This is a genomic window from Arthrobacter zhangbolii, from assembly GCF_022869865.1.
GTDB classification, from domain to species: Bacteria; Actinomycetota; Actinomycetes; order Actinomycetales; family Micrococcaceae; genus Arthrobacter_B; species Arthrobacter_B zhangbolii.
In genome coordinates, this window is sequence record NZ_CP094984.1 from 2,899,297 (window position 1) to 2,920,666 (window position 21,370).

At 66.3% G+C, this 21,370-nt stretch carries 22 protein-coding genes, 1 pseudogene and 1 riboswitch; of the genes and pseudogenes, 7 read left to right on the forward strand and 16 right to left on the reverse strand.

Features of this window, described 5'->3' with window-relative positions:
- Window positions 1–26: 26 nt before the first annotated feature.
- The 6 genes and pseudogenes from MUK71_RS13485 to MUK71_RS13510 all read right to left on the reverse strand — a co-directional run.
- Complete coding sequence (locus MUK71_RS13485; RefSeq protein WP_341482029.1) at window positions 27–1,079, reverse strand: LacI family DNA-binding transcriptional regulator; 1,053 nt, start codon at window positions 1,077–1,079, stop codon at window positions 27–29.
- Window positions 1,076–2,536: a GH1 family beta-glucosidase gene (locus MUK71_RS13490; protein ID WP_227902436.1), complete on the reverse strand. Its 1,461-nt coding sequence runs from the start codon at window positions 2,534–2,536 to the stop codon at window positions 1,076–1,078. Before MUK71_RS13490 ends, MUK71_RS13485 begins: the two co-directional genes overlap by 4 nt.
- On the reverse strand, window positions 2,533–3,480 hold the full coding sequence (locus MUK71_RS13495; RefSeq protein ID WP_227902437.1) for a carbohydrate ABC transporter permease: 948 nt from the start codon (window positions 3,478–3,480) through the stop codon (window positions 2,533–2,535). The genes MUK71_RS13490 and MUK71_RS13495 overlap by 4 nt, the downstream gene beginning before the upstream one ends.
- The gene (locus MUK71_RS13500; protein WP_227902438.1) at window positions 3,477–4,436 is read right to left on the reverse strand and encodes a carbohydrate ABC transporter permease; all 960 of its coding nucleotides are present in this window, start codon (window positions 4,434–4,436) and stop codon (window positions 3,477–3,479) included. Before MUK71_RS13500 ends, MUK71_RS13495 begins: the two co-directional genes overlap by 4 nt.
- Before the next feature lie 108 nt (window positions 4,437–4,544).
- A complete protein-coding gene (locus MUK71_RS13505) occupies window positions 4,545–5,846 on the reverse strand; it encodes an extracellular solute-binding protein (RefSeq protein ID WP_227928625.1) in 1,302 nt (433 codons plus the stop codon).
- Between the two features lie 1,018 nt (window positions 5,847–6,864).
- Window positions 6,865–7,545, reverse strand: a pseudogene (locus tag MUK71_RS13510) (VTT domain-containing protein); the annotation flags it as partial.
- Between the two features lie 253 nt (window positions 7,546–7,798).
- On the opposite strand from MUK71_RS13510, the gene MUK71_RS13515 reads away from it, so the two are divergent.
- Complete coding sequence (locus MUK71_RS13515) at window positions 7,799–8,431, forward strand: TetR/AcrR family transcriptional regulator (RefSeq protein ID WP_227928624.1); 633 nt, start codon at window positions 7,799–7,801, stop codon at window positions 8,429–8,431.
- On the forward strand, window positions 8,428–8,568 hold the full coding sequence (locus MUK71_RS13520) for a hypothetical protein (RefSeq protein WP_227902441.1): 141 nt from the start codon (window positions 8,428–8,430) through the stop codon (window positions 8,566–8,568). The genes MUK71_RS13515 and MUK71_RS13520 overlap by 4 nt, the downstream gene beginning before the upstream one ends.
- 1 nt (window position 8,569) lies before the next feature.
- Here the strand turns inward: MUK71_RS13520 and paaZ are convergent, their stop codons facing one another.
- Window positions 8,570–10,642: a phenylacetic acid degradation bifunctional protein PaaZ gene (gene paaZ, locus MUK71_RS13525; protein ID WP_227928622.1), complete on the reverse strand. Its 2,073-nt coding sequence runs from the start codon at window positions 10,640–10,642 to the stop codon at window positions 8,570–8,572.
- A gap of 288 nt (window positions 10,643–10,930) precedes the next feature.
- On the opposite strand from paaZ, the gene MUK71_RS13530 reads away from it, so the two are divergent.
- Window positions 10,931–11,977 carry an SGNH/GDSL hydrolase family protein gene (locus MUK71_RS13530; protein ID WP_227928620.1) on the forward strand — a complete coding sequence of 349 codons (1,047 nt, stop codon included), beginning with the start codon at window positions 10,931–10,933 and terminating at the stop codon, window positions 11,975–11,977.
- A gap of 54 nt (window positions 11,978–12,031) precedes the next feature.
- On the opposite strand, the gene MUK71_RS13535 is transcribed toward MUK71_RS13530, so the two are convergent.
- From MUK71_RS13535 to MUK71_RS13550, 4 genes are all read right to left on the reverse strand, one after another.
- On the reverse strand, window positions 12,032–12,340 hold the full coding sequence (locus tag MUK71_RS13535; protein ID WP_227902444.1) for a transcriptional regulator: 309 nt from the start codon (window positions 12,338–12,340) through the stop codon (window positions 12,032–12,034).
- On the reverse strand, window positions 12,340–12,795 hold the full coding sequence (locus MUK71_RS13540; RefSeq protein ID WP_227928618.1) for a hypothetical protein: 456 nt from the start codon (window positions 12,793–12,795) through the stop codon (window positions 12,340–12,342). Before MUK71_RS13540 ends, MUK71_RS13535 begins: the two co-directional genes overlap by 1 nt.
- A 70-nt stretch (window positions 12,796–12,865) precedes the next feature.
- Complete coding sequence (locus MUK71_RS13545) at window positions 12,866–13,933, reverse strand: ATP-dependent DNA ligase (protein ID WP_227928616.1); 1,068 nt, start codon at window positions 13,931–13,933, stop codon at window positions 12,866–12,868.
- 10 nt (window positions 13,934–13,943) lie between these two features.
- Window positions 13,944–14,495: an RBBP9/YdeN family alpha/beta hydrolase gene (locus MUK71_RS13550; RefSeq protein WP_227902447.1), complete on the reverse strand. Its 552-nt coding sequence runs from the start codon at window positions 14,493–14,495 to the stop codon at window positions 13,944–13,946.
- 91 nt (window positions 14,496–14,586) lie between these two features.
- Between MUK71_RS13550 and MUK71_RS13555 the strand changes: the two genes are divergently transcribed.
- From MUK71_RS13555 to MUK71_RS13570, 4 genes are all read left to right on the forward strand, one after another.
- Complete coding sequence (locus MUK71_RS13555; protein ID WP_227902679.1) at window positions 14,587–15,606, forward strand: LLM class flavin-dependent oxidoreductase; 1,020 nt, start codon at window positions 14,587–14,589, stop codon at window positions 15,604–15,606.
- 45 nt (window positions 15,607–15,651) lie between these two features.
- Window positions 15,652–15,945: a hypothetical protein gene (locus tag MUK71_RS13560; protein ID WP_227928614.1), complete on the forward strand. Its 294-nt coding sequence runs from the start codon at window positions 15,652–15,654 to the stop codon at window positions 15,943–15,945.
- Between the two features lie 263 nt (window positions 15,946–16,208).
- Window positions 16,209–16,341, forward strand: a riboswitch (SAM riboswitch).
- 15 nt (window positions 16,342–16,356) lie between these two features.
- On the forward strand, window positions 16,357–16,791 hold the full coding sequence (locus tag MUK71_RS13565; protein ID WP_227928612.1) for a hypothetical protein: 435 nt from the start codon (window positions 16,357–16,359) through the stop codon (window positions 16,789–16,791).
- An 80-nt stretch (window positions 16,792–16,871) separates the two neighbouring features.
- Window positions 16,872–17,306, forward strand: a complete 435-nt coding sequence (locus tag MUK71_RS13570; protein WP_227928611.1) for a VOC family protein — start codon at window positions 16,872–16,874, stop codon at window positions 17,304–17,306.
- A 47-nt stretch (window positions 17,307–17,353) separates the two neighbouring features.
- Here MUK71_RS13570 and MUK71_RS13575 read toward each other — a convergent pair whose 3' ends face one another.
- The 5 genes from MUK71_RS13575 to MUK71_RS13595 form a co-directional block, all read right to left on the reverse strand.
- Window positions 17,354–17,497: a hypothetical protein gene (locus MUK71_RS13575; protein ID WP_227928610.1), complete on the reverse strand. Its 144-nt coding sequence runs from the start codon at window positions 17,495–17,497 to the stop codon at window positions 17,354–17,356.
- A gap of 127 nt (window positions 17,498–17,624) precedes the next feature.
- Window positions 17,625–18,386 carry a CPBP family intramembrane glutamic endopeptidase gene (locus tag MUK71_RS13580; protein ID WP_227902452.1) on the reverse strand — a complete coding sequence of 254 codons (762 nt, stop codon included), beginning with the start codon at window positions 18,384–18,386 and terminating at the stop codon, window positions 17,625–17,627.
- Window positions 18,387–18,470: 84 nt separating this feature from the next.
- Window positions 18,471–19,352, reverse strand: a complete 882-nt coding sequence (locus tag MUK71_RS13585) for an NAD(P)H-hydrate dehydratase (protein WP_341482028.1) — start codon at window positions 19,350–19,352, stop codon at window positions 18,471–18,473.
- Entirely contained in the window at window positions 19,333–20,073 is a 741-nt protein-coding gene (locus MUK71_RS13590; RefSeq protein ID WP_227928608.1) for a histidine phosphatase family protein, read from the reverse strand. Before MUK71_RS13590 ends, MUK71_RS13585 begins: the two co-directional genes overlap by 20 nt.
- A 61-nt stretch (window positions 20,074–20,134) precedes the next feature.
- Window positions 20,135–21,367: an MFS transporter gene (locus MUK71_RS13595; RefSeq protein ID WP_227928606.1), complete on the reverse strand. Its 1,233-nt coding sequence runs from the start codon at window positions 21,365–21,367 to the stop codon at window positions 20,135–20,137.
- Window positions 21,368–21,370: the final 3 nt, after the last annotated feature.

The window sequence follows — 21,370 nt, forward strand, 5'->3', positions numbered from 1 at the left end:
TAAGGGCGGCGGAATGTCCCGGTAGCCTAGGCGGAGTGCCGGATCACCAGTTCCGGCGGGTACACCGCCGGTTCCAGCCGGGAGCCGGGCTCCTCGATTTCCTGCAGCAGCATCTCGGAGGCACGCCGGGCCATTTCGATCATGGGGTTTATGACGGTGGTCAGGCCCGGGGTGCTGGACGCGGCAAGCTGGTGGTTGTCATAGCCCACCAGCGCCACATCGCCGGGCACGGAAAGACCCCGCTCGCGCAGCACGTTCAGCACACCCAGGGCCATAAGATCCGACGCCGCGAAGATGGCGTCGATGTCCGGATTAGTGTCCAGCAGCCTGGCCGCTGCGGCCGCACCGCCCTCGGTGGTGAACTGGCCGCTTTCCATTCCCGCCGGTGCCAGGCCCGCTTCTGCCAGCCCTGCCCGCCATCCTTCGGTCCGGTCCTGGGCCGCGGTCATGTCCGCCGGTCCCGTGACAGTGGCAATGCGGCGGTAGCCCCGCTCCATCAGGTGCCGGGCAGCAAGCAGTCCTCCGGTGCGGTTGTCCGTGTCCACGAACACCAATCCGTCCCGGTCCTGCCAGGGGCGTCCGATAAAAACGGCCGGCAGGGGCGCATCCGCCAGCTGGGTTTCCAAGGCGTCCGCCTTGTGGTGGGAGACCACAATGGCTCCGTCCACGTGTCCGCTGCGCAGGTAGCGGATGATCTGCCCTTCCTTCTCGCCCTGCCGGGCAATCAGCAGCACCAGCTGGACTTCCGTGTCCTTCAGCGACTCCGTGATGCCGTTCAGCGTCATGGCGAAGAAGGGGTCCACCAGCACCCGGCCGTCCGGTTCCGGAATGACGAGGGCAATGGAATCGGCGCGGCTGGTGGCGAGGGACCGGGCCGCACGGTTGGGGGTGAACCCCAACTCACCAATGGCCGCATCAATGGCGGCCTGAGTCTGGGCGCTCACCCGTGCCCCGCCGTTAATCGCCCGCGAAACAGTGGAGCGGGAGACACCGGAAAGCGCCGCCACGTCCTCCAGCGTAGGGCTGGCCCTGCGGGGTTTGACCGGCGCGGTGCGGGTGCCGGGGTCCAAGCTGCTCACCCTACCGACGATACGACATGGGACCCCGCTCCGGAGGACCGTTCCGGCAACTCGTTGGCACGGGCAACTTCGGCGAACCACCGGCCGCTGGCCTTTGGCGTTCGCTGCTGCGTGGCATAGTCCACATGGACTATGCCGAACCGTTTCGCGTAGCCCCAGGCCCATTCGAAGTTGTCCATCAGTGACCAGGCAAAGTAGCCGCGGACATCCACACCGTCCGCTGCCGCCTGTTGGACCGCGGCCAGGTGCGCTTCGATAAACCCCAGCCGGTCCTCGTCCCGGACCACGCCGTCCACCACCTCGTCGTCGTCGAACGCCGCACCGTTTTCCGTGATGTACAGCTTCACGCCGGCCGGGCCGGTGTATTCGCGCTGCAGCCGCATCAGCAGCCGATGCAGGCCCTCAGGCTGGATTTCCCAGCCCATGTTGGTCACCGGCAGCCCGCGCGGCACGGTGTATACACCGTCCGCGGCGGGATACGGGCTGGCCGTGGGCCGTGCAGAGGGAGCGGCAGTGGTAATGGCCACCGCCGGTTCGGTTTTGGTCACCGCCTCACCGTGGTAATAATTCACACCGAGGAAGTCGATGGGGGTGCTGATCGCGGCCAGGTCGCCGTCGCGAATATGGCCCTGGAGCCCGTAGGGCGCCAGATCCGCCAGCACATCCTCGGGATACTGGCCACGGAACACCGGGTCGGCAAAGACCCGGTTGAACTGACCGTCAATGCGGCGGGCAGCGTCCACGTCATCCGGGTTCTGCGGATCCAGCGGATCAGCAACCGTGAAGTTCAGGGTCAGCCCCAGCTCCAGCGCTGCATCCCGTGCCCGCAGTTCCTGCGCGGCCAGCCCGTGGGCGAGCAGGAGGTGGTGGTTGGCGGCAACGGCCTGCGACCGGTCCTGCAGCCCCGGCGCATGTTCCCCGCTGGCATAGCCCACGTAGGCCGAGCACCACGGCTCGTTCAGGGTGGTCCAGGCCTGCACCCTGTCCCCCAGGACATCGTGGACGCTGAGCGCATACTCGGCAAAGCGGTAGGCGGTGTCGCGGTTGGCCCAGCCGCCGGCGTCCTGCAGTGCCTGCGGCAGGTCCCAGTGGTAGAGCGTCAGCCAGGGTTTGATTCCGGCGTCCAGCAGTTTGTCGGTGAGCCGGCTGTAGAAGTCCAGGCCCGCGGGGTTCACGGCACCGCCGTCGGGCCGGATCCGCGCCCAGGAGGTCGAGAACCGGTAGGAGGCCAGATTCAGGGACTGCATGAGCGCTACGTCCTCGTCGAGTCGGTGGTAATGGTCGCAGGCAACGTCTCCGTTGTCGCCGTTGGCCACGGCACCGGGAACCCGGGCGAAGGTGTCCCAGATGGAGTCCTTCCTGCCGTCCTCGGAGGCTGCCCCCTCCACCTGGTAGGCAGCGGTGGCCGCGCCCCACAGGAACCCCGGGGGGAACTGGCCGTTGTTGTTCTGCGTCATCCTTTGACCGCTCCCTGCATGATTCCTGCAACCAGGTGCCGTCCGGCGACGGCGAAGACAATAAACAGCGGAATGGTGGAAAGCACCACACCGGCAAGCACCACCGAGTAATCCACGAAGCGCGCCGACTGAAGCTGGGACAGCGCCACGGGCAGGGTGGGGTTTTGGGCGTTGAGCACAATGAACGGCCAGAAGAAGTTGGTCCATGTGGCCACGAAGGTAAACAGCGCCAGCATGGCGGCTGCCGGACGGCCCGCCGGCAGGGCTACATGCCAGAACGCCTGCCACATGTTCGCGCCGTCCATCCGGACGGCTTCGATGAGCTCATCGGGCAGCGCGTCCCGCAGATACTGCGTCATCCAGAACACTCCGAACGCGGTGACGAGGCCCGGAACAATAACCGCCCCCATGGTGCCGGTCCAACCCAGCTTCGACATCACGATGAACAGGGGAACCACACCCAGCTGTGTGGGCACGGCCATGGTGGCGACGACGAACACCAGCAGCACCTTGCTGCCCCGGAACCGCAGCTTGGCGAAGGCGAAACCTGCCAGCGAGGAGAAGATCACCACGGACGCTGCCGTCACCGTGGACACCAGGACGCTGTTGCCCAGCGCCTTCCAGAACGGAATGCTGTCCAGCACGGTGGCGGCGTTGATAAAGAAGTTGCCGCCCGGCAGCAGGGTCATGCCCGAGGCCAGGGCGTCGCTGTCGTGGCTGGCCACCAGGACGGACCAGAGAATGGGAAGCGCCGAACCGAGGATCACCGCTCCCAGCAGCCCGTAGGTCAGGAACCCGGGCCGCCGGTTGTAGCCGCCGGTTTTCCGGCCGCGTCCCGGGCGCCCGGGCCGCGGCGGGCGTGCCCCGGTCCGTTCCCGGCGTCGTTTGGCCGCGTCGGCGGCCTTCCGGCCGGCGGTTTGTTCAACCATGGGTACGGAAGTCATCTGCGTCCTCCCTGAGTGGCGATCCGTCTGGTGATGAGGAAATTGAGGGCGGCGATGATGACGATGATGACGAACAGCAGCCAGGCGACCGCCGAGGCGCGTCCGAAGCTGCGCTGGCCCCAGCCCATTTCCCAGATGTACATGGTCAGGGTCTGCCATTGCCGGTCCGCCCCGCCGAGTCCGGTGATGTCAAAGACCCGCGGCTCGTCGAAGATCTGAAGACCGCCGATGGTGGCGGTGATGACCACGAAAATGATGGTGGGCCGCAGCATCGGCACGGTCACCGAGATGAACTGGCGCCAGCGGCTGGCGCCGTCAATGATGGCGGCCTCGTACATGTCCCGGGGAACCGCCTGCATGGCGGCGAGGAAGATCAGGGCGTTGTATCCGGTCCAGCGGAAGTTCACCATGGTGGCAATGGCTGCGTGGCTGGCCAGCTGGTTGGAGTGCCATCCCACCGGGTCCAGGCCCACGGCCAGGAGCAGGGCGTTGATGGTGCCGGAATCATCGGCGAAGAGCCGGTTGAAGATCAGGCCCACGGCCACCGGGGCCACGATGTAGGGCACCAGCACGCCCATCCGCCAGAAGGTCTTGGCGCGCAGGTTCGCGTCCAGGACCGCTGCGATGGCGATGGCGATGATGATCTGCGGAACGGCGGAGATCAGGAAGATGCTGAAGGTGTTGCCCACGGCATTCCAGAAATAAGGCTGCGACAGGATAAACGTGTAGTTCTCCGCGCCCACGAAACCCTGGTTGCCGCCGATGAGGCTCCAGTTGTGCAGTGAAACCCAGCCCGTGTAAATGAGCGGGAAAAGGCCCACAATGCCAAAAAGGATGAAGAACGGCGAGATGTAGAGGTAGGGGGAGACTTTCACGTCCCAGCGGGCGAGCTTGCTGCGGAACCCGATCCTGCGGACCGGCGTGCGCACCGGCGGCGGCTTGACGGCGACAGCCATGGCTATCTTCCTAACGTTCAAGGGGAAAGAAGTTGGTTCCGGTGCCTGTGGCGCCCTTCCCGCGGGACTACGCGCGGGCGGCGGCCACAGGCACCGGAGGTTTGGGGGCTACTGCAGGGCGTTGACCCCGGTCACGAACTTCTCCCAGGAGGAGGCCGCGTCATCGGTCTTGACCACGTCTACGCGGTTCAGTGCCTGCTGCATGGCGTCATTGATGGGGAAGTACTTCTCGCCCTTGAAGGGCGTCACGGTGACGGCCTCCGCACGTTCGGCCAGGATTTCTCCCACCGGCGCATCGTTGAAGAACTCGTTGGTGGAGCTCAGCAGGGTTTCGGATTCCAGCGCTTCGGTCTGGCTGGGGAAGGTGCCCTTGGCTTCGAAGGCCTTGATCTGCTGCTCGGGGGCGGTCAGCCACTGTGCCAGCTTGATGGCTTCTTCCTGGTTCTTGCCCTGTGTGGGCACGGTCAGGTAGGAGCCGCCCCAGTTGCCGCCGCCGCCCGGGAAGACGTTGGCGATGTCCCAGCCTTCGACGCCGGCGGCGTTGCCTTCAATGCTGCCCAGCATCCAGCCCGGGCAGAAGGTGGTGGCAAAGGCGCCGCTCTGGAAGCCTGCCTTGTAGTCATCCGACCAGAGTTCCAGGTGGGCGGAGAGGCCCTTGTCCACGGAATTCTCCAGGACCTGGTTGTAAATGTCTTTTACTTCCTGGTTCTCGGTGGCGATGACGGTTCCGTCATTTTCCTCGTAGGCGTTCTCCACCTGGTTGATCATGGCCTGGTAGGTGGCCATGGCCGAGTCATACCAGGCGACGTCGGAGGCCGCGGTGAACTTCTCGCCCACCTCGAAGTAGTGGTCCCAGTCGCCTTCCAGCAGGGCTGCGACTTCCTCGCGGTCGGTCGGCAGTCCGGCAGCGGCGAAGAGATCCGAGCGGTAGCAGATGGCTTCCGGACCGATGTCGGTGCCGTAGCCGATGAGTTTGCCGTCCTCGGTGGTTGCGCCTTCGGTTTTCCACTCCAGCCAGCGGTCTTCCACCTCGGGGCTGGCCAGATCAGCGAATTGGTCCGGGTACTGCTTGAGCTCGGGCAGCCAGTCCACCTCGATACCCTCGATGTCCGAAAGGCCCGAGCCGGCAGCGAGCTTGGTGCTCAGGTTGTCGCGGGCAATGTTGGACGTGGCCTTTTTGTCATGAACGATCTTCACGTCGGGGTTGGCGTCCATGTACTCCTCGAACAGGTCCTCGTACCCGAACTCGTTGAAGGTACTGACGCTGAGCGTCACCTGGCCGTCTTCTCCGGCTGCTCCGTCATCTCCGCCGCCGCAGGCGGTCAGGAGAAGGGCTGCAGCTGCAACAGATGCGGCAACTGCGGGACCGCGGCGGCGCGCACGGGCGGCCAATGTCGGTTTGGTACTCATTGCTGACTCCTTTGTCTGTGACGAGTGCACGAGTGCGTCCGCGGTTTTCCGCGCCTGCCGTGCCGATGCCTAACGGATGCGCCCTGTGTGCCCGGATCGGCGGTGACGCCTGGTGGTGGGAGCGCTCCCACAAGCAATGCCTAAATGCTGGTGTGTGACAGATCACAAGTCAAGTGGGAGCGCTCCCATAACGACGGTCAAAAAAAGCGCATTGGTATACGTGCAGGTCAGACGGCATATTGGCGTCCAGCCTGTTATCCAATCGTTACCGGCAAACACGCCGGAAGAGCGGTTGGCTGGCACTGGGGGCACCGACCATGACTGGAGAAGCGGGCGCCGGCCACGGTGCATCCAGAGGTATGCCGAACCTTGCGGCGGGGGTGGGGTGGGGAGATACAGGGCGTTCCGGTCGGTGTCCAAGCGGGCCCGAAGGCGACGCTCCACGCAGCCAGGCAGGAAAAGGGCCCCGGGGACCACAACCGAGAACCTGCCTCGAGCCCGAGACCGATGAAGGCCCGCACCAAAAGGGCAGTGAGCCGGCCCGAATGGCAGCGAAACCGGTAGGTGTGGAGGGAACCGGGCCGGGCTTCGGGCTTCGGGCTTCGGGCTTCAGGCTTCAGGCTTCAGGCTTCAGGCTTCAGGCTTCAGGCTTCAGGCTTCAGGCTTCAGGCTTCAGGCTTCAGGCTTCAGGCTTCAGGCTTCAGGCTCAGTCTGCCGAACCGGCGCCTTCGACCTTCGGTTTGGGCCCGGCGAACCGGCGGCCATCAGTGGCCGCTGCATGCCGGGCCGGACGCCCTGCGGACTCTCCTGCGGATCCTGCAGAACCGGCGGACCCGCGCACGGCCTGACCGGAAGCAGTAGTGGGAGCGGAGGTTTCGGCTGCGTTGAGAGCGGTGGGAGCGGCAGCATCAGGTGCCTGTCCGCTACCGGCAGCGGACCCGGCGGGAGCGACCGACTCGGCGGGAGCGACGGACCCGGCGGGCTCGCCGTCGTCCTTGGTGGCGGCCTTATGGGACTGGCGCAGCACCTCGAACACGATCGGGATCACGGAGAGCACCACTACGCCCACGAAGATCAGATCCAGGTTTTCCCGGACAAAGGGCACGCGGTCCCCCAGTACGTACCCGAGCATGGTGACTCCCACGCCCCAGAGGAAGGCACCAATGACGTTGAATGCCACGAAGGTGCGGTAGTTCATCCGCGCGACACCAGCCACCACCGGGGTGAACGTACGCACCACGGGCACAAAGCGGGCCAGGATCACGGCCTTGCCGCCGTGCCGCTCGAAGAACACCTCCGCACGGCGGACGTTCTCCTGTTTAAACAGCCTGCTGTTGGGGCGTTTGAAAATGGCCGGGCCGGTCTTTTTGCCGATGTAATAGCCGGTCTGGTCGCCCACGAAGGCACTGATGAAAATCAGCAGGGCGAGCAGCCACACGTTGATGTTGATGGTGCCGGTGGCCACCAGCAATCCGGCCGTGAACAGCAGGGAATCACCGGGCAGGAAAAAGCCAATGAGGAGCCCGGTTTCGGCGAATACGATGCCGCAGACCAGCAGCACCACCCACGGACCAAGCGCAGGATCAGCCAGGAAAACCTGCGGATCCAGCCACTCCGGGAGGAGGGAAGAAGTGGGAGGCCGCACGGGACCGAAGGCGGCTGCGGCCGCAGAAAGAATCACTTCCTCAGGGTACGCCATGCCCCGCGGCGTCCTCTGGGAAATCCTGTATCTCCTCCGGGCTTCCCCTGCCTGGTCTTGACCTGCCTGTTCCGTGCCCGGGCATGAGGGCTGAGCGTGAGCCTGCGGGCCGCTGCTGCGGCATCGGGATGTCCCCGGCGGGGTTGCGGTCCGGTGTCACGGGGATCCGCTGACCATAAGCACTGTGGGACACTGCACAGGAACCGGGCACCGCGTAGCGGGGAAGCGGGTGCGGACGTGGGAAAATGGCGCCATGCCAGATGCCGACGCCACTCCCCCTGCCGCAGCGCCCCGCCGGGGCCGCCCGGGATATGACCAGCAGACGGTGCTGAACATGGCGGTGGATGTGTTCAACCGGCACGGCTACGAGGCCACGTCCATGGGGATCCTGGCCGAGAACCTGGGGCTGTCGAAGTCGGCGATCTACCATCATGTGCCATCCAAGGGCGATCTGCTCCGCCTGGCCCTGGACCATGCGCTGGATGGCTTGGAGGCGGTTCTGGATGATCCGCAGGCGTCCACGGGCGCCGCCGATGCACGGCTGGAATTCGTCCTGCGCGGCACCATCGAGGTGCTTACGCAGCGCCTGCCCTTCGTGACCCTGCTGCTGCGCCTGCGCGGCAACACGGAAATTGAACGCAATGCCCTGACCCGCCGCCGCGAGTTCGACCACCGTGTGGCCGATCTGGTGGACGCGGCCCGGCGCGAAGGCTCAGTGCGCCGCGACATTGACCCGCGCACCACCACCCGGCTGCTCTTCGGCACCATCAACTCGATTGTGGAATGGTACCGGCCCGGCGGCCCGCTGCCCGCGGACAAGCTGGCGGACAACATCATCACCATGGTCTTTGACGGACTGCATACCCGCGGGACTTCCGGCTCATGAGACACCGGCGCCGCTGGCTGTGGGCCGTAGTGGCAGTCGCCAGCGTCGCCCTGGCCGCTTACGGCGTGGTGTGGGTCAGCGACGTGCTGAGCCCGGAAACGGCCTGCGGCTGGGTGGTACGTGCCGGAGACTGCTAGGTCACTTCTCCACCAGCGTCAGGACGTCATAGGTGGCGACCAGCTCGTCGTTCCGGTTGGTGATCACGGCGTCCCAAGCCACTTCGCCGTACTCGTCGGTTTCCCGGGGCGTGATCTTCTTGGCAGTCAGAGTGACCCGGATGGCATCCCCGGCAGCCACCGGCGTGATGAACCGCAGGTTCTCCAGCCCGTAGTTGGCCAGCACCGGCCCCGGCGCCGGATCCACGAACAGCCCGGCAGCCCAGGAGAGCAGCAGGTAGCCGTGCGCCACGATGCCGGGGAAAAACGGATTGGCCTCAGCTGCAGCGGAGTCGGTATGCGCATAGAAGGTGTCGCCCGTGGTTTCCGCAAACGCGGCAATATCCTCCAGAGTGACGGTCCGCAGGTCCGAGCGCACCGCATCGCCGACCCGCAGTTCACTGAGCGGCTTGCGGAACGGATGTCCGGCGTCGAACCGCCGGTCTGCGCCGGAGTGCCAGATCCCGGTGAGGGCGGTGAGCATGTTGGGTGAGCCCTGCACGGCTGTGCGCTGCATGTAGTGCAGCACCGCCCGGATGCCGCCGAGCTCTTCTCCCCCGCCGGCACGTCCGGGACCCCCGTGGACCAGGTGCGGCACGGGTGATCCGTGGCCGGTGGAACTCGCGGCGTCCTCCCGGTTGAGGATGAGCACCCGGCCGTGGTGGCCGGCAATGCCGGTGAGCACCTCGGCCGCCACGGCCGGGTCATTGGTGCACACCGTTGCCACCAGCGATCCGCCGCCGCGGGCTGCCAGCCGCACGGCGTCGGCCACGCTGTCATATCCCACTACCGAGGCGACGGGTCCGAACGCCTCGACCGTGTGCAACGCATCCGCGTCGGCATCGGGCCAGGTCAGCAGCATCGGTGCCATAAATGCCCCGTCCGGCGCGGGACCGGTACGGCCGTCCGCGAGTACGACGTCGGGCGCGTCCAGCGTACCCAGCGCCAGTTCACCGCCGGCCTCCAGCAGGGAACGTACGGCGGCGCGGACCGCCTCCAGCTGCTCCAGGGAAGCCAGCGCACCCATGGTCACCTCTGCAGCGCGCGGATCACCCAGCACCACGCGCTGCCGGATGCGCTCCGCGGCGGCGGCAACGACGTCGTCCACCAGGGCACGGGGCACCAGTGCGCGGCGGATGCTGGTGCACTTCTGCCCTGCTTTGACGGTCACTTCGGTCACCAGCGACTTGATGTAGGCCTCGAACTCCGGAGTTCCGGGAACGGCATCCGGGCCCAGGATCGCCGCGTTGAGGGAATCCGTCTCCGCCGTGAAGCGAACTCCGCCCACCGCGACGTTCGGGTGGGCGCGCAGCGTGTCCGCAGTGGACGCCGAGCCGGTAAAGGAAACCATGTCGCGGTAGTCCAAGTGGTCCAGCAGGTCCCGCGCGGAACCGGAAATCAGCTGCAGCGATCCGGCGGGCAGGATGCCGGACTCCATGATCAGGCGCACGACAGCGGCGGCGAGGTACCCGGTGGGAGTGGCCGGCTTGGCGATGGTGGGGACGCCGGCGAGGAATGCCGGGGCAAGCTTTTCCAACATGCCCCAGACCGGGAAGTTGAAGGCGTTGATCTGCACGGCCGCCCCGGGGCGCCGGGTGTAGAGGTGCTCCCCGAGGAAGGATCCGTCCCTGGACAGTGTTTCCACGGCGCCGTCGGTGATGACCGTGGCATTGGGCAGCTCGCGCCGCCCCTTGGACCCGTAGGCAAACAGCACGCCGATCCCGCCGTCAATATCCACCAGCGAATCCCTGCGCGTGGCACCGGAGCGCGCGGACACCTCATAGAGCTCCTCCCGGTGTCCATTGAGGAAGGTGGCAAGGTCCTTCAGCAGCAGGGCGCGCTGGTGGAAGGTGTACTTTCCCAGCTCGTCCTGGCCGGTGGTCCGGGCATGCTCGACGGCAGCGGCCGTATCCAGTCCGTCACTGCTGACGAGGGCAAGCAGCTCCCCGGTGCTGGCATCCCGCACCCCGGTGCCGGGGACGGCGCCGCCAGGTGTCCACCAGGCGTCTCGGACATAGCTGGGCACGTACTCGACGTCGAGGGCCGTTGCCGTCATCTCGGAACCTTTCGCGGGGAACAGCGTTCCGGCGGCATTGCCGGGGCTGCACATCATGGATTACTGAACAGGCGGTCGGTATATCGCCAGCGTAGCGCAGCGCGGCCGTCCCGGCACCGCCGCCGGTCACAGGAAGGGGTCCGGGGCAAACGGCAGGCGGAGCGGGAAGCTGCAGCAAAAACGCCCGCCCACAGGAAGGATGTGGGGTTTTGGATTGCTGCCGGGCCGGCAGTGCGACAGACTGCTCCCCTTGGTGTGACCGCCCCCCTGTCCCGAAGGAGCGCAAAGATGAGCCCCGTCCAACACCCCTCCCGCCGAACATCACGTCGCGGAAGCCTTGCCGTCCTGGCCCTGGCTGTATCCGCCCTGCTGATCGGCGGTGTGGCGCCTGCCGCCGCAGACAGTCCGGCCCACCGCGGCGCGGGGAACGGCCATTCCCCCGAACACCGGGGCGGGCACGGCGCGGGCAACGGGCACGGCGGGGGCAACGGGCACGGCGGGGGCAACGGGCATGGCGGGGGCAACGGGCACGGCGGGGGCAACGGGCACGGCGGGGGCAACGGCTGGGGCCGAGACATCGATTATGTAGCCTTCGGGGATTCCTATGCCTCCGGGTTCGGTGGCGGTCCGCTGCTGGACGCCTGCGGGCGAACCGCACAGGGCTACCCCGCCCTGCTGGACGCCTTGAACCGGGTGGATCTGGAGACCGACGCCACCTGCGCCGGCGCCACTGCCCTGACTACCCCGCCGGATGCGCCGGCGGATCTCCCGGAACAGATCAGCGACGCCGCAGCCCGGGGCACGCTCAACGCCCGGACCGACGTCGTGACGGTAACCATCGGCGGAAACGACATCCGTTTCGGCACGGTGGTGGCCGCGTGTATCGGCCAGCAACTGCCGGCCACGTGTGCACCCGCCCTGGAACAGGCGAATACCTATGCATCGACGGTCCTTGCACCCCAGCTGGCAGCCCAGTTCGCACGGATCGCGGAGCTGGCACCACGGGCAACCCTGGTGGTCACGGGATACCCGTACCTCTTCGAAGCGGGCACGTCAGGACCGCTGAGCGCAGAGGCACAGACGCTGTTTAATGCCGGCACCGATGACCTGAACGCAGTGATTGCAGGGCAGGTTCCGGAAAGCGGCGTCTTTGTGGACGTGGTGGACGAGTTTGCCGGGCACGGCGTGGGAGCAGCGGATTCCTGGATCCGGCTCGAAGGCGGCCAGTTCGACCTTCACCCCAACGAAACGGGTTACCGGGAGGGTTATCTGGCAGCGATCCTCGCGGACGCCGGCAGCGAGTTCTCCGCCCCGGGATGCCGCGGCCGGCACTGAACCTGCGGACGGCCTGCCATCCTGCCCGTAGGAGGCAGGAGGCAGGGACACCGGTCAGGCGCCGTCGCCCTCCGGACCGGAAATAACCTCGCGCAGGAAGGCCACATGAGAGTCAAAGGCCGCCCTGCCTTTGACCGTCAGCTCCGCCCAGGTGTGGGTCCGTCCGGCCAGCCCGGGCCCCTTGCTCAGCTTGACGTACCCCGCCTGTTCGAGTTGCTTCAGGTGTTTACTCAGCGTGGGATCGCTGACTTCGAGGGTGTCCCGGAGCAGCGCAAATTCGGTGCTTCCCAGGCGTGACAGCAGTCCGCAGACCCGCAGCCGGACCGGGCCGTGCACTACCTCGTCAAAACGTGCCGCCGGCATCAGGGCTGCCCGTGGATGGACCGGACCAGGGCCCGCTCCATCCGGAGTCCGAGCACCAGCGTGGCTGCAAAGGTCAGCAGGGCTGCCGCGAAGAGGAGGGCCATGGAGCCTCCTGACTTGGAGACAACCATGCCGATCCCTACTGCGAGCGCAGCACAGCCAATGAATGTCAGGGCAACGCGCACGGACGCAGGGTAAGCCCACGGATCAGCCCGGGTTCCGGTGATCAGCGGACGCAGCATCCCCAGCAAAACCAGGGCAACTGCGGAAAGGGCGAACCCTGCGGATTCCCAGGGCCCCAGGCCGAAGGAGAGCACAAAGCCCGATATGCAGCAGGACTGGAGCAACACGTACCAGAACGGAGCTCCGGTGGACCCGCTGACTGCCGCCCCGTCGGCGTCCAGCGCCTCGAGGTGGTGCCTTGCGGTCTCCGGGGTGACATCTCGACTTTCCATATCGGCAACTCTAGACTTTCCAATCCGGAAAGTATAGGCCCCGGCGAAAATCCGCCAATCCCTCTCCCCGTCAGGCCCCGAGCACCTCTGCCAGATCAAACTTCACCGGCTCCTCCAACTGGTCGTACGTACAGGATTCCGGTGTGCGGTCGGGCCGCCAGCGCACAAACCGGGCCACGTGGCGGAACCGTTCACCCTCCATGTGGTCATACTTCACCTCCACCACCCGCTCCGGGCGCAGCGGCACAAAGGAGAGGTCCTTCTTTCCGCTCCACCGGCTGCCTTCGGAGTTCCGCGGCGTCCGGGTGCCGCCCTCCTGCTCCTGTGCGGCCCAGGGATGGCCGTCCTCCTCAGCGACCAGGGGCTGCAGTTCCTCGAAGAGCTCCCGCCGCCGGTCCATGGAAAAGGCCCCTGCCACGCCCACGTTGGTGAGCACGCCGTCGTCGTTGTATATCCCCAGCAGCAGCGAACCGATCAGGTCCGGGCCGGATTTGTGTACCCGGTAGCCGGCCAGCACGCAGTCGGCTGTGCGTTCGTGCTTGAGCTTGGCCATGGTGCGCTTGTTCGGCGCGTAGGGCCCGTCCAGCGGTTTGGCCACCACCCCGTCCAGCCCCGCACCTTCGAAGCGCTCGAACCAGTCCCGGGCCAGCGCCGGATCGTCCGTAGCCGCTGTCACGGACACCGGAGCCTTTGCTGCCTTGAACGCCTGCACGAGTGCCTCGCGCCGTTCGGCGAACGGCTTGTCCGTGTAATCGGTATCCCCCAGGGACAGCAGATCGAACGCCACGAACCGGGCCGGCGTTTCTTCCGCGAGCAGTTTCACCCGGCTGGCCGCGGGATGGATACGCTGCTGCAGCAGTTCAAAGTCCAGCCGTTTGCCGTCCGGTGCCACCATGACAATTTCGCCGTCCACCACGCAGCGCTCCGGGAGGTTGGCTTTAAGGGCTTCCACGAGTTCGGGGAAATAGCGCGTCATGGGCTTTTCGTTCCGGGACCCGATTTCGACGTCGTCCCCGTCCCGGAAAATGATGGAACGGAACCCGTCCCACTTGGGCTCGTAAAGATAGTCCCCCTCAGGGAGGGAACTGACCGCTTTGGCCAGCATGGGCGCAATGGGAGGCATCACCGGAAGTTGCATGAGCCCATTCTTATCCGAGCGGAGCCCGTTCCCCCAGCCCTGCGAGGAAGGCGGTAAGTAAATCCCTGCCCTGTTCCCAGTAGCCGACGCCGCTTTTCTCATTGATGTGGGCCAGTTCCCCCGCGCAGATCACGGGAACCCTCCATGCTCCGGCCATCGCCTCTGCTGCCGGCAACGCACAGTACGGGTCACTTTCGCTGGCCACGAGCAGAGCCGGAACGGGCAGCTCCTGCAGCCGCGGATTACGGAAGGTTCCGGCCGGTGCCGGGAAGGATGCGGCGGCGGGATCAGGCGGGCTGACGAGGAAGACGCCGCGGGCGCCACCGGGATTTCGCAGCAGCCATTCTGCGGCAGCCAGGCAGCCCAGGCTGTGCGCCACGAGCACGGTGTCTCCGTGCCGCTCTCCGGCGGCCCGGTCCAGCGCCGCCATCCAGTCCTCCAGCTCGGGTTCATCCCACGACGACGGCGCGAAACGGGTGACGTTGGGCAGCTCGGCTTCCCAGCGGCTCTGCCACTGGTCGGGTGGTGAGCCGTTGTAACCCGGGACCATGGTGATGTGCACTGTGCCTGTTTCCTTACGGTGGTTTCGCGGCGCCCGGCCGCGGGTCTGGACGGCCGGGAATACCGCAGAGTGCTCCGGCGCTGTGGCTGATATGAAACGAATAGGGTTCCTGTCCTTCGGACACTACCGGAACGCACTGGGGTCCCGGACGCCCAGTGCCCGGGACGCAGTATTGCAGCAGATCGAGCTGGCGGTAGCCGCGGAGGAAATCGGCGTCGACGGCGCGTACATGCGGGTGCACCACTTCGCCCCGCAGTTCTCCGCCCCGTTCCCCACGCTCGCCGCCATGGCCGCCCGGACCAGCAAAATCGAACTGGGCACCGGCGTGATCGATATGCGCTACATGAATCCGCTTTCGATGGCGGAAGATGCCGCAGTGGCGGACCTGATCAGCGGCGGACGGCTGCAGTTGGGCATCAGCCGGGGATCCCCCGAGCCTGCCCTGCGGGGCTATGAGTCCTTCGGTTACGTGCCAGGGCCGGACTCCACCGACGCGGACATGGCTCGCCAGCACACCGAGGTGTTCCGTGCCGCCATTGCCGGTGCCGGGGTGGCCCAGTCCGATCCGGCGATGACCGGGACCACCGCCCCCATGGCCATCGATCCCCTCTCCCCCGGTCTGCCTGAGCGCATCTGGTGGGGTTCGGGTACCCGCGCCACGGCGAAGTGGACCGGTGAGCAGGGCATGAACCTGATGAGCTCCACCCTGCTGACCGAAGACACCGGAGTTCCGTTCGACCAGCTGCAGGCCGAGCAGATCGAGGTCTACCGCAAGGCCTGGGCCGACGCCGGCCACCAGGGCACGCCGCGGGTCTCCGTGAGCCGCAGCGTCATCCCTCTGGTGACCGGGGAGGACCGGCATTACTTCGGTCTCCGCGCGCAGGCCGAGGGACGTGACCAGGTGGGCCACCTCGACGGGGGCCTCGCCCGGTTCGGCAAGAGCTACATCGGCGAACCCGACGTGATCGCTGCCGAACTGGCCGCTGACGCTGCCGTGCAGGCCGCAGACACCGTGCTCATCACCGTGCCCAACCAGCTCGGCGTGGACTACAACGCGCACCTGCTCGAAAGCATCGTCAAGCTCGTGGCTCCGGACGCCGGCTGGCGGTAACGGGGCGGTGTGAGGAATCGCTCCCTGCTCAGTAGGATCAAACGTATGGAGAGCGATCGCCACCCCGCAGATGAGGGGTGGGTGTTTGCCCCTGCACCGCCGGACACGAGTACCTATACGGGCCTTGGGACAATCACCGTCGACGGCGAGACGTTTGCAGTGCGCAGGCGTGACGAGGATGGAACGATTCTCTATGACTGGGTCTCGGGACCCAACAATGGTTATGGATTCAACGCCCTCGGCAGGCGTGAACCGCCCACGCATCAACAGCACGTGGCCGCTATTCGTGATTTCCTCTCGTCCATTGACCCCGCGACGGGGTATTTCCACGACCCGTAGGCTCAAGACTGCCAGCTGAATTGGTGATTGAGGCTAGTGCCTGACAGGCAAGTCAGGGTGCCATCGCCCAGACGAGATGCCGTGTGCCGGACGGGCCGGGTAAGGCGGCTTTATTAACTCTCGCGAGCGCTGCGAGCGGGAGTTTTCGTTGCCGCCGTCCCGGTCCGCCCGGCGTACCGCCGCCCGACGCCGCACGACCACACCAGACCCTGATATTGCGTCTCTGTCGAAATGTCGGTGCCCTCGGTTACAGTAGTTTCTAGCTTCACGAGATGTGGCCTTCGCCCGGTTCGCCGGGCATAAAAGCTCCGACTGGCCCCACACCAACCCCACTGTTCGGCGGGTGGTTCGGATGACGAAGCGGCCTGCTCCAACCGGTGCAGGCAAGGACAACCTGAAAAGGAACCCACTGTGAGCATGTCCAGTGTCAGCAACTCCGCTTCCAACAACTCCGGCTTCAACAACTCTTCCATCAGCAGCAGCTGCTCCGGTTTTGCGCCCGGCCACAACGTCCATTGGATCCACCGCCGCCGGCTCGAGGCGTGGGATCAGTGGTCCGACGTCGAGGTCGCAGCCGACCCGGAGCTGGATCTCATCCACCTCGTCATCGACGGAACGCAGCAGCTGATGTGGTTCCACAACGTGGGCGCCGTGGCCGCCGCCCTGGACGCCGCCGTCGACACACCACAGTGGTGCCAGCGATACTCCACACTGATGGTGCCCGGCGGTTTCGGCTCGGATGCCCGGAGCTCTTTTTTCTACTTGGCCCGGCCGGAGCGGGTGCTGCCCTGCATCGGCTCTCCGGTCCGGGCTCCCGAAACCGAGCGGATTGACGGCCAGGCCTGATTCCCGGCCGGTGAATATGCGGACTGCATCTGTCCGCATACCAATGACGGCCGTGCTGTTCGGGTTCTAGCCTCAATGCCATGACGAATATACAGATCTGCGTTGACTGCACCGATGCCCACCAACAGGCGGATTGGTGGGCCGAAACCCTGGGCTGGACGCTGGAGCCCGTGGACCAGGACTTCATTTCTTCCATGCTGGACCAGGGCTTGGCGAAACCGGAGGACGTTATCGAGCACAACGGTGTCCGGGTCTGGCGGGACGGCGCCGCCATCTGTCCTGCCGACGAGGTGGGCCGGAAGGACCGGTTGCGCATCCTGTTTCAGCCGGTTCCCGAGCCCAAAACCGTCAAGGACCGCATTCACCTGGATGTCCGGCTCCAGGGCCAGGATAAGGACGCGGCCCGGGCCGCCTTGGAGGAACGGGGTGCGTCCTTCCTGACCGAAGCAAGCCAGGGGCCGCACTCTTGGTACGTCATGGCGGATCCCGAGGGCAACGAGTTCTGCATCAGCTGACGGGGTTGCCGGGGACCGGCGGCGCAGGCCGCAGGCCCCCGGCCGCGTCAGTTAACCGTTCCGGTGTCTCCGCGCAACTCTCCGCGCAGCTGGGCAATCCGCAGCCGGAGGAAAATGATCACGAGTACCAGGGCCCAGACCACAAGGACGGCCACCGCGACCACCAACAGGAAATACAAAATTACGAACACTGCGCCGATTCCTGAGCCTACTGACACGCCGATCCCCCGATTCTGTGTGCCGGCCCCGGGACGGGTCCGGTCCTGCCACCGATGCTAGGGCATGGCTTCCTGCCGGGGCCGCATTCCCGCGGCGAGATTACTGCTGCAGCAGTTCCGGCGGAATGGCGTAGATCAGCACCACGCTGAGCAGGTTCTTCGCAGCATGCACGCCGTAGGACAGCATGAAGTTGTTTCCTGCCCATACGTACAGCCCGACCAGGACGGCACCGGTGGCCAGATAAGGCATCAGGACCGGCAGTGACAGGGATTCCTTACCCACAATGTGGATGGAGGCGAAGAGCAGGACCGACAGGATGCTGCACGCCCAGATGTTCCAGTAGCGGCTGAGTTTGCCGATGAGCAGGTGCCGGAAAATGTACTCCTCCACGAAGGGCGCCAGGATGACCACCAGCGGCACCACCAGCCAGGGAGACATTTCGGTGACCAGCCCCTGCACAGCCTCCTGGTTCACGGCGGTTTCGGCCTGGCCGGCGATGATCACGCCCACCATGGAAGCGATGATTGTGAGGATTACGCCAATCGGGATCAGGGCAGCAGTCAGCACCGGCCGGGTGGCAAGGACCCGGGTCTCGCGGGCAACATACCGCCGGGCGGCAATAAGGGCCAGAATTCCAGCGACCGCATAGAAGCCCAGATTGATGACGTAGGCCGCCACCACCGGGTCCGGAATCAGCACCGAGAGCCCGGGAATGTTGATGGGCACAAAACTCAGCAACAGCAGGAACAGGACGTAAAAGCCCGCCGCGACGCCGTCGCTGCGGGTGAACCGGTAGGAAAGCCACGGGATTTGTGCCGCTGCCCGCCCCGACGGGCCGGTCCGGTATTCGTTAGCTGTCATCACCTCAGGATAAGAGGCCGTGCCGCCCCGTGCAGCCCGTTCTTGGTTCAGCGCGTACGGCGGCCGCCAAAACGCGCCCGCTGCCTAGTTCAGTTCCGCAATCACAGGCGGCATGGCCTCCAGCAACTCGCGTGCCAGGAAGCTGAGGGGTCCGCGGGACGCCGAGAGCCGGTCCCCCGCCACGGCGTGCAGGTAGGTGCCCCAGCATGCCGCCTGTTCCGGCGTCGCCCCGCGGGCCAGGAAACCGCCTACCGCACCGGCCAGGACATCCCCGGAGCCGGAGGTCCCCAAACCGGGATTGCCGGCGGGTACTTCCCAGCTGGAACCCTCCGGTGCCGTGATGAGGTTCTGGGCCGTCACCACTGCCGAGTACTTCCGCGCCACCTCCAGCGAGGCGTCAGCCATGTCCAAAGACTCTTCGTCAGTGTCCTCCTCCCCCAGCAGGTGCAGGATCTCGGTCCGGTTCGGCGTCAGAACCAGCCGGCCAGCCAGCACCTTGGCCACCTCCGGCTGTCCGGGCAGGACCCCGAGCGCGTAGGCATCAAGCACCACCTGGGTCTTTTCTCCCAACAGGGGAACCACGGACACCAGCAGCGCCGCTGTCTGTTCAGCGTCCGCCAGGCCCGGCCCAATCACCACGGCGGCGGCCGAGTCCAGATCTGCTGCAAGGACCGCACCGGCAGCACCGCCGTCGATGTAGCCGCCGGACTCAGCGAGTCCCGCGACGCCGGCTTCAGGAACGGCGACGGCGACACTCACGGCAACGGACTCGGCCAGTCCCATGGTCAGCCGGCCGGCCCCGACGCGCAGCGCGGCAAGGCCCGTCAGCATTGCGGCACCCGGAGTGCGGCGTTCCCCGCCGATCACCAGCACCGTTCCGCGTTCCTTTTTGCCGGCGGTGTCGGTGGAGAGCTGCCAGCCGCGGAGCAGGTCCGGGGTAACCAGGTCAGCGCGGGTGGATGTCATGTTCATCTCCTGCGTGTTCGGTGACGGGCGCTCCGCTGTCCTGCAGGTGCAGCACGCTGTTGAAGGTGTGGACCTCCCACGGTCCGGTGCCCGACGGGCGCACCAGGCGGGTGACGGAGCCGTTGCGCACGCTGTTGGCCGCGGCCGTATCCAGCAGCTCCTGCTCGGAGAACCGTTCGCAGATGTAGCGGATCAGCATGATCACCGCGTCGTGGCAGACCACGGCCACCCGCTTGCCGTCCTCTTCCTCGTCCAGGTCCCGGAAGACCGAACGCAGCCGCAGGGCAACGTCTGCCCAGGACTCCCCGCCCGGCGGCCGGTAAACGAACTTGCCCAGCCAGGCCCGGCGTTCGGCTTCCTCCGGATAGCGGGCCGCGACTCCGGCGGAGGTGAACAGGTCAAGAACGCCCAGTTCCCGGTCACGAAGGCGTTCATCGATGCGCATCTGCCCGGCGATGCCGGGCAGTCCGGCCAGTTCCGCGGTCTGCCGGGCGCGAAGGTAGGGCGAGCACCACACGGCGTCGGGACGTTCGTCGGCAGGCAACCCGGCGAACCAGCGGCCCACTGCTTCTGCCTGGGATTCCCCGTCCGGGCTGAGCGGGACGTCGGGGTCCCGCCATTCGATCTCGATGCGCTGGGCACCTTCTCGGCTCGCGCGGGTGGCAGCCACGTTGCCTGCGCTTTCACCGTGCCGGATCAGGATCAGTTCGGTTGCACCCATGCCGGTGACCTTACTCCCGCCTGCACCGGCACGGGAGCGAAACGCGGTCCGCAGCAGGATCTCAGGTACGCGTCCGCTCATCCACCCGGCCGCCGTTGCGCACGGTGAAGGTCAGCAGGAACGCCACGGCGGCGAAGGCTGCCAGCAGAATCAGCCCCACAAAATAGCTCCGGTCCGCCGGGTCGTAGGTGGCTCCCATGACCAGGGGCGGAAAATATCCGCCCAGGCCGCCGGCCGCGGCAATAATTCCGCCGATGGTCCCGACGTCCTGGGCCGGTGCTGCACGGCCAACCCAGGCGAATACCCCGCCGGTCCCCAGCCCCAGGAACAGTGCCATCAGGATGAATGCGGTGCCGTAGACCCGTTCCTCCTCGGGCCGCAGCGCCACGATCACGGCCAGCACCACCGTTCCGGCCAGGGAAGTCAGGGTGACCAGTTTCGGGCCCACCTTGTCCGCGATAGTGCCGCCGATGGGCCGGGCAATGACGGCTGCCACTGCAAAACCCGCGGTACGGGTTCCGGCCGCCGTCGCGTCGTAGTCGTACACGTTGCCCAGGTACGTGGGCAGGTAGTTGGAGAACGCCACGAACGCGCCGAACACCACCCCGTACAAAAAGCACAGCTGCCAGGTCACGCGCAGGGTGAAGGCATGGGTGATCTTGGGCAGCACCGGTTCGGTGGGCCGGGACCAGGCCGGCGATTCGCGCAGCACCAGCCAGCTCAGCACGGCCATGGCGGCCACGACGGCGGCAATGGTGATGTGGGCGCCCATGTAGCCGACGGCGGTGACCAGGCGCGGAGTGAAAAAGGCGGAGACGGCGGTGCCGACCATGCCGGCTCCGAAGACGCCGGTGGCGAAGCCCTTGCGGCTGCGGTCATACCAGGCCGAGCAGAACGGGATGCCGATGGCGAACACTGTTCCCGCGATGCCCAGGAAGAAGGCGATAACCACAAGGAAGGGAAAGTTGCCCATCCCGCCCACGATGCCGGTGAGCAGAACCAGCGGAGCCGTGACGCCCAGGATGACCGTGAACATGATCCGGCCGCCGTACCGGTCCGTAAGGGCGCCTACCGGAATGCGGGCCACCGAGCCCACGAGGATGGGCATGGCCACCAGAATCGAGGTCTGCCCGGCGCCCAGGTCCATGTCCGCCGCATACCGGCTGGACAGCGGGCCGATCACCGTCCAGGCCCAAAAGCCGATGGTGGAGGCAATGGTGGCCACGACCAGGTTTCGCAGCTGGCCTGATTTCAGGTCCGGTGTTGGTGCCGGGGTAACCGGGGATGCCGGCATGGT

Excerpts from the sequence above, each read along its gene's own strand:
- MUK71_RS13490 (WP_227902436.1), bottom strand. The coding sequence starts at position 2,536 with ATGACGCAGAACAACAACGGCCAGTTCCCCCCGGGGTTCCTGTGGGGC.
- MUK71_RS13495 (WP_227902437.1), bottom strand. The coding sequence starts at position 3,480 with ATGACTTCCGTACCCATGGTTGAACAAACCGCCGGCCGGAAGGCCGCC.
- MUK71_RS13500 (WP_227902438.1), bottom strand. The coding sequence starts at position 4,436 with ATGGCTGTCGCCGTCAAGCCGCCGCCGGTGCGCACGCCGGTCCGCAGG.
- MUK71_RS13505 (WP_227928625.1), bottom strand. The coding sequence starts at position 5,846 with ATGAGTACCAAACCGACATTGGCCGCCCGTGCGCGCCGCCGCGGTCCC.
- MUK71_RS13515 (WP_227928624.1), top strand. The coding sequence starts at position 7,799 with ATGCCAGATGCCGACGCCACTCCCCCTGCCGCAGCGCCCCGCCGGGGC.
- MUK71_RS13520 (WP_227902441.1), top strand. The coding sequence starts at position 8,428 with ATGAGACACCGGCGCCGCTGGCTGTGGGCCGTAGTGGCAGTCGCCAGC.
- paaZ (WP_227928622.1), bottom strand. The coding sequence starts at position 10,642 with ATGACGGCAACGGCCCTCGACGTCGAGTACGTGCCCAGCTATGTCCGA.
- MUK71_RS13530 (WP_227928620.1), top strand. The coding sequence starts at position 10,931 with ATGAGCCCCGTCCAACACCCCTCCCGCCGAACATCACGTCGCGGAAGC.
- MUK71_RS13535 (WP_227902444.1), bottom strand. The coding sequence starts at position 12,340 with ATGCCGGCGGCACGTTTTGACGAGGTAGTGCACGGCCCGGTCCGGCTG.
- MUK71_RS13540 (WP_227928618.1), bottom strand. The coding sequence starts at position 12,795 with ATGGAAAGTCGAGATGTCACCCCGGAGACCGCAAGGCACCACCTCGAG.
- MUK71_RS13545 (WP_227928616.1), bottom strand. The coding sequence starts at position 13,933 with ATGCAACTTCCGGTGATGCCTCCCATTGCGCCCATGCTGGCCAAAGCG.
- MUK71_RS13555 (WP_227902679.1), top strand. The coding sequence starts at position 14,587 with ATGAAACGAATAGGGTTCCTGTCCTTCGGACACTACCGGAACGCACTG.
- MUK71_RS13560 (WP_227928614.1), top strand. The coding sequence starts at position 15,652 with ATGGAGAGCGATCGCCACCCCGCAGATGAGGGGTGGGTGTTTGCCCCT.
- MUK71_RS13570 (WP_227928611.1), top strand. The coding sequence starts at position 16,872 with ATGACGAATATACAGATCTGCGTTGACTGCACCGATGCCCACCAACAG.
- MUK71_RS13580 (WP_227902452.1), bottom strand. The coding sequence starts at position 18,386 with ATGACAGCTAACGAATACCGGACCGGCCCGTCGGGGCGGGCAGCGGCA.
- MUK71_RS13585 (WP_341482028.1), bottom strand. The coding sequence starts at position 19,352 with ATGACATCCACCCGCGCTGACCTGGTTACCCCGGACCTGCTCCGCGGC.
- MUK71_RS13590 (WP_227928608.1), bottom strand. The coding sequence starts at position 20,073 with ATGGGTGCAACCGAACTGATCCTGATCCGGCACGGTGAAAGCGCAGGC.
- MUK71_RS13595 (WP_227928606.1), bottom strand. The coding sequence starts at position 21,367 with ATGCCGGCATCCCCGGTTACCCCGGCACCAACACCGGACCTGAAATCA.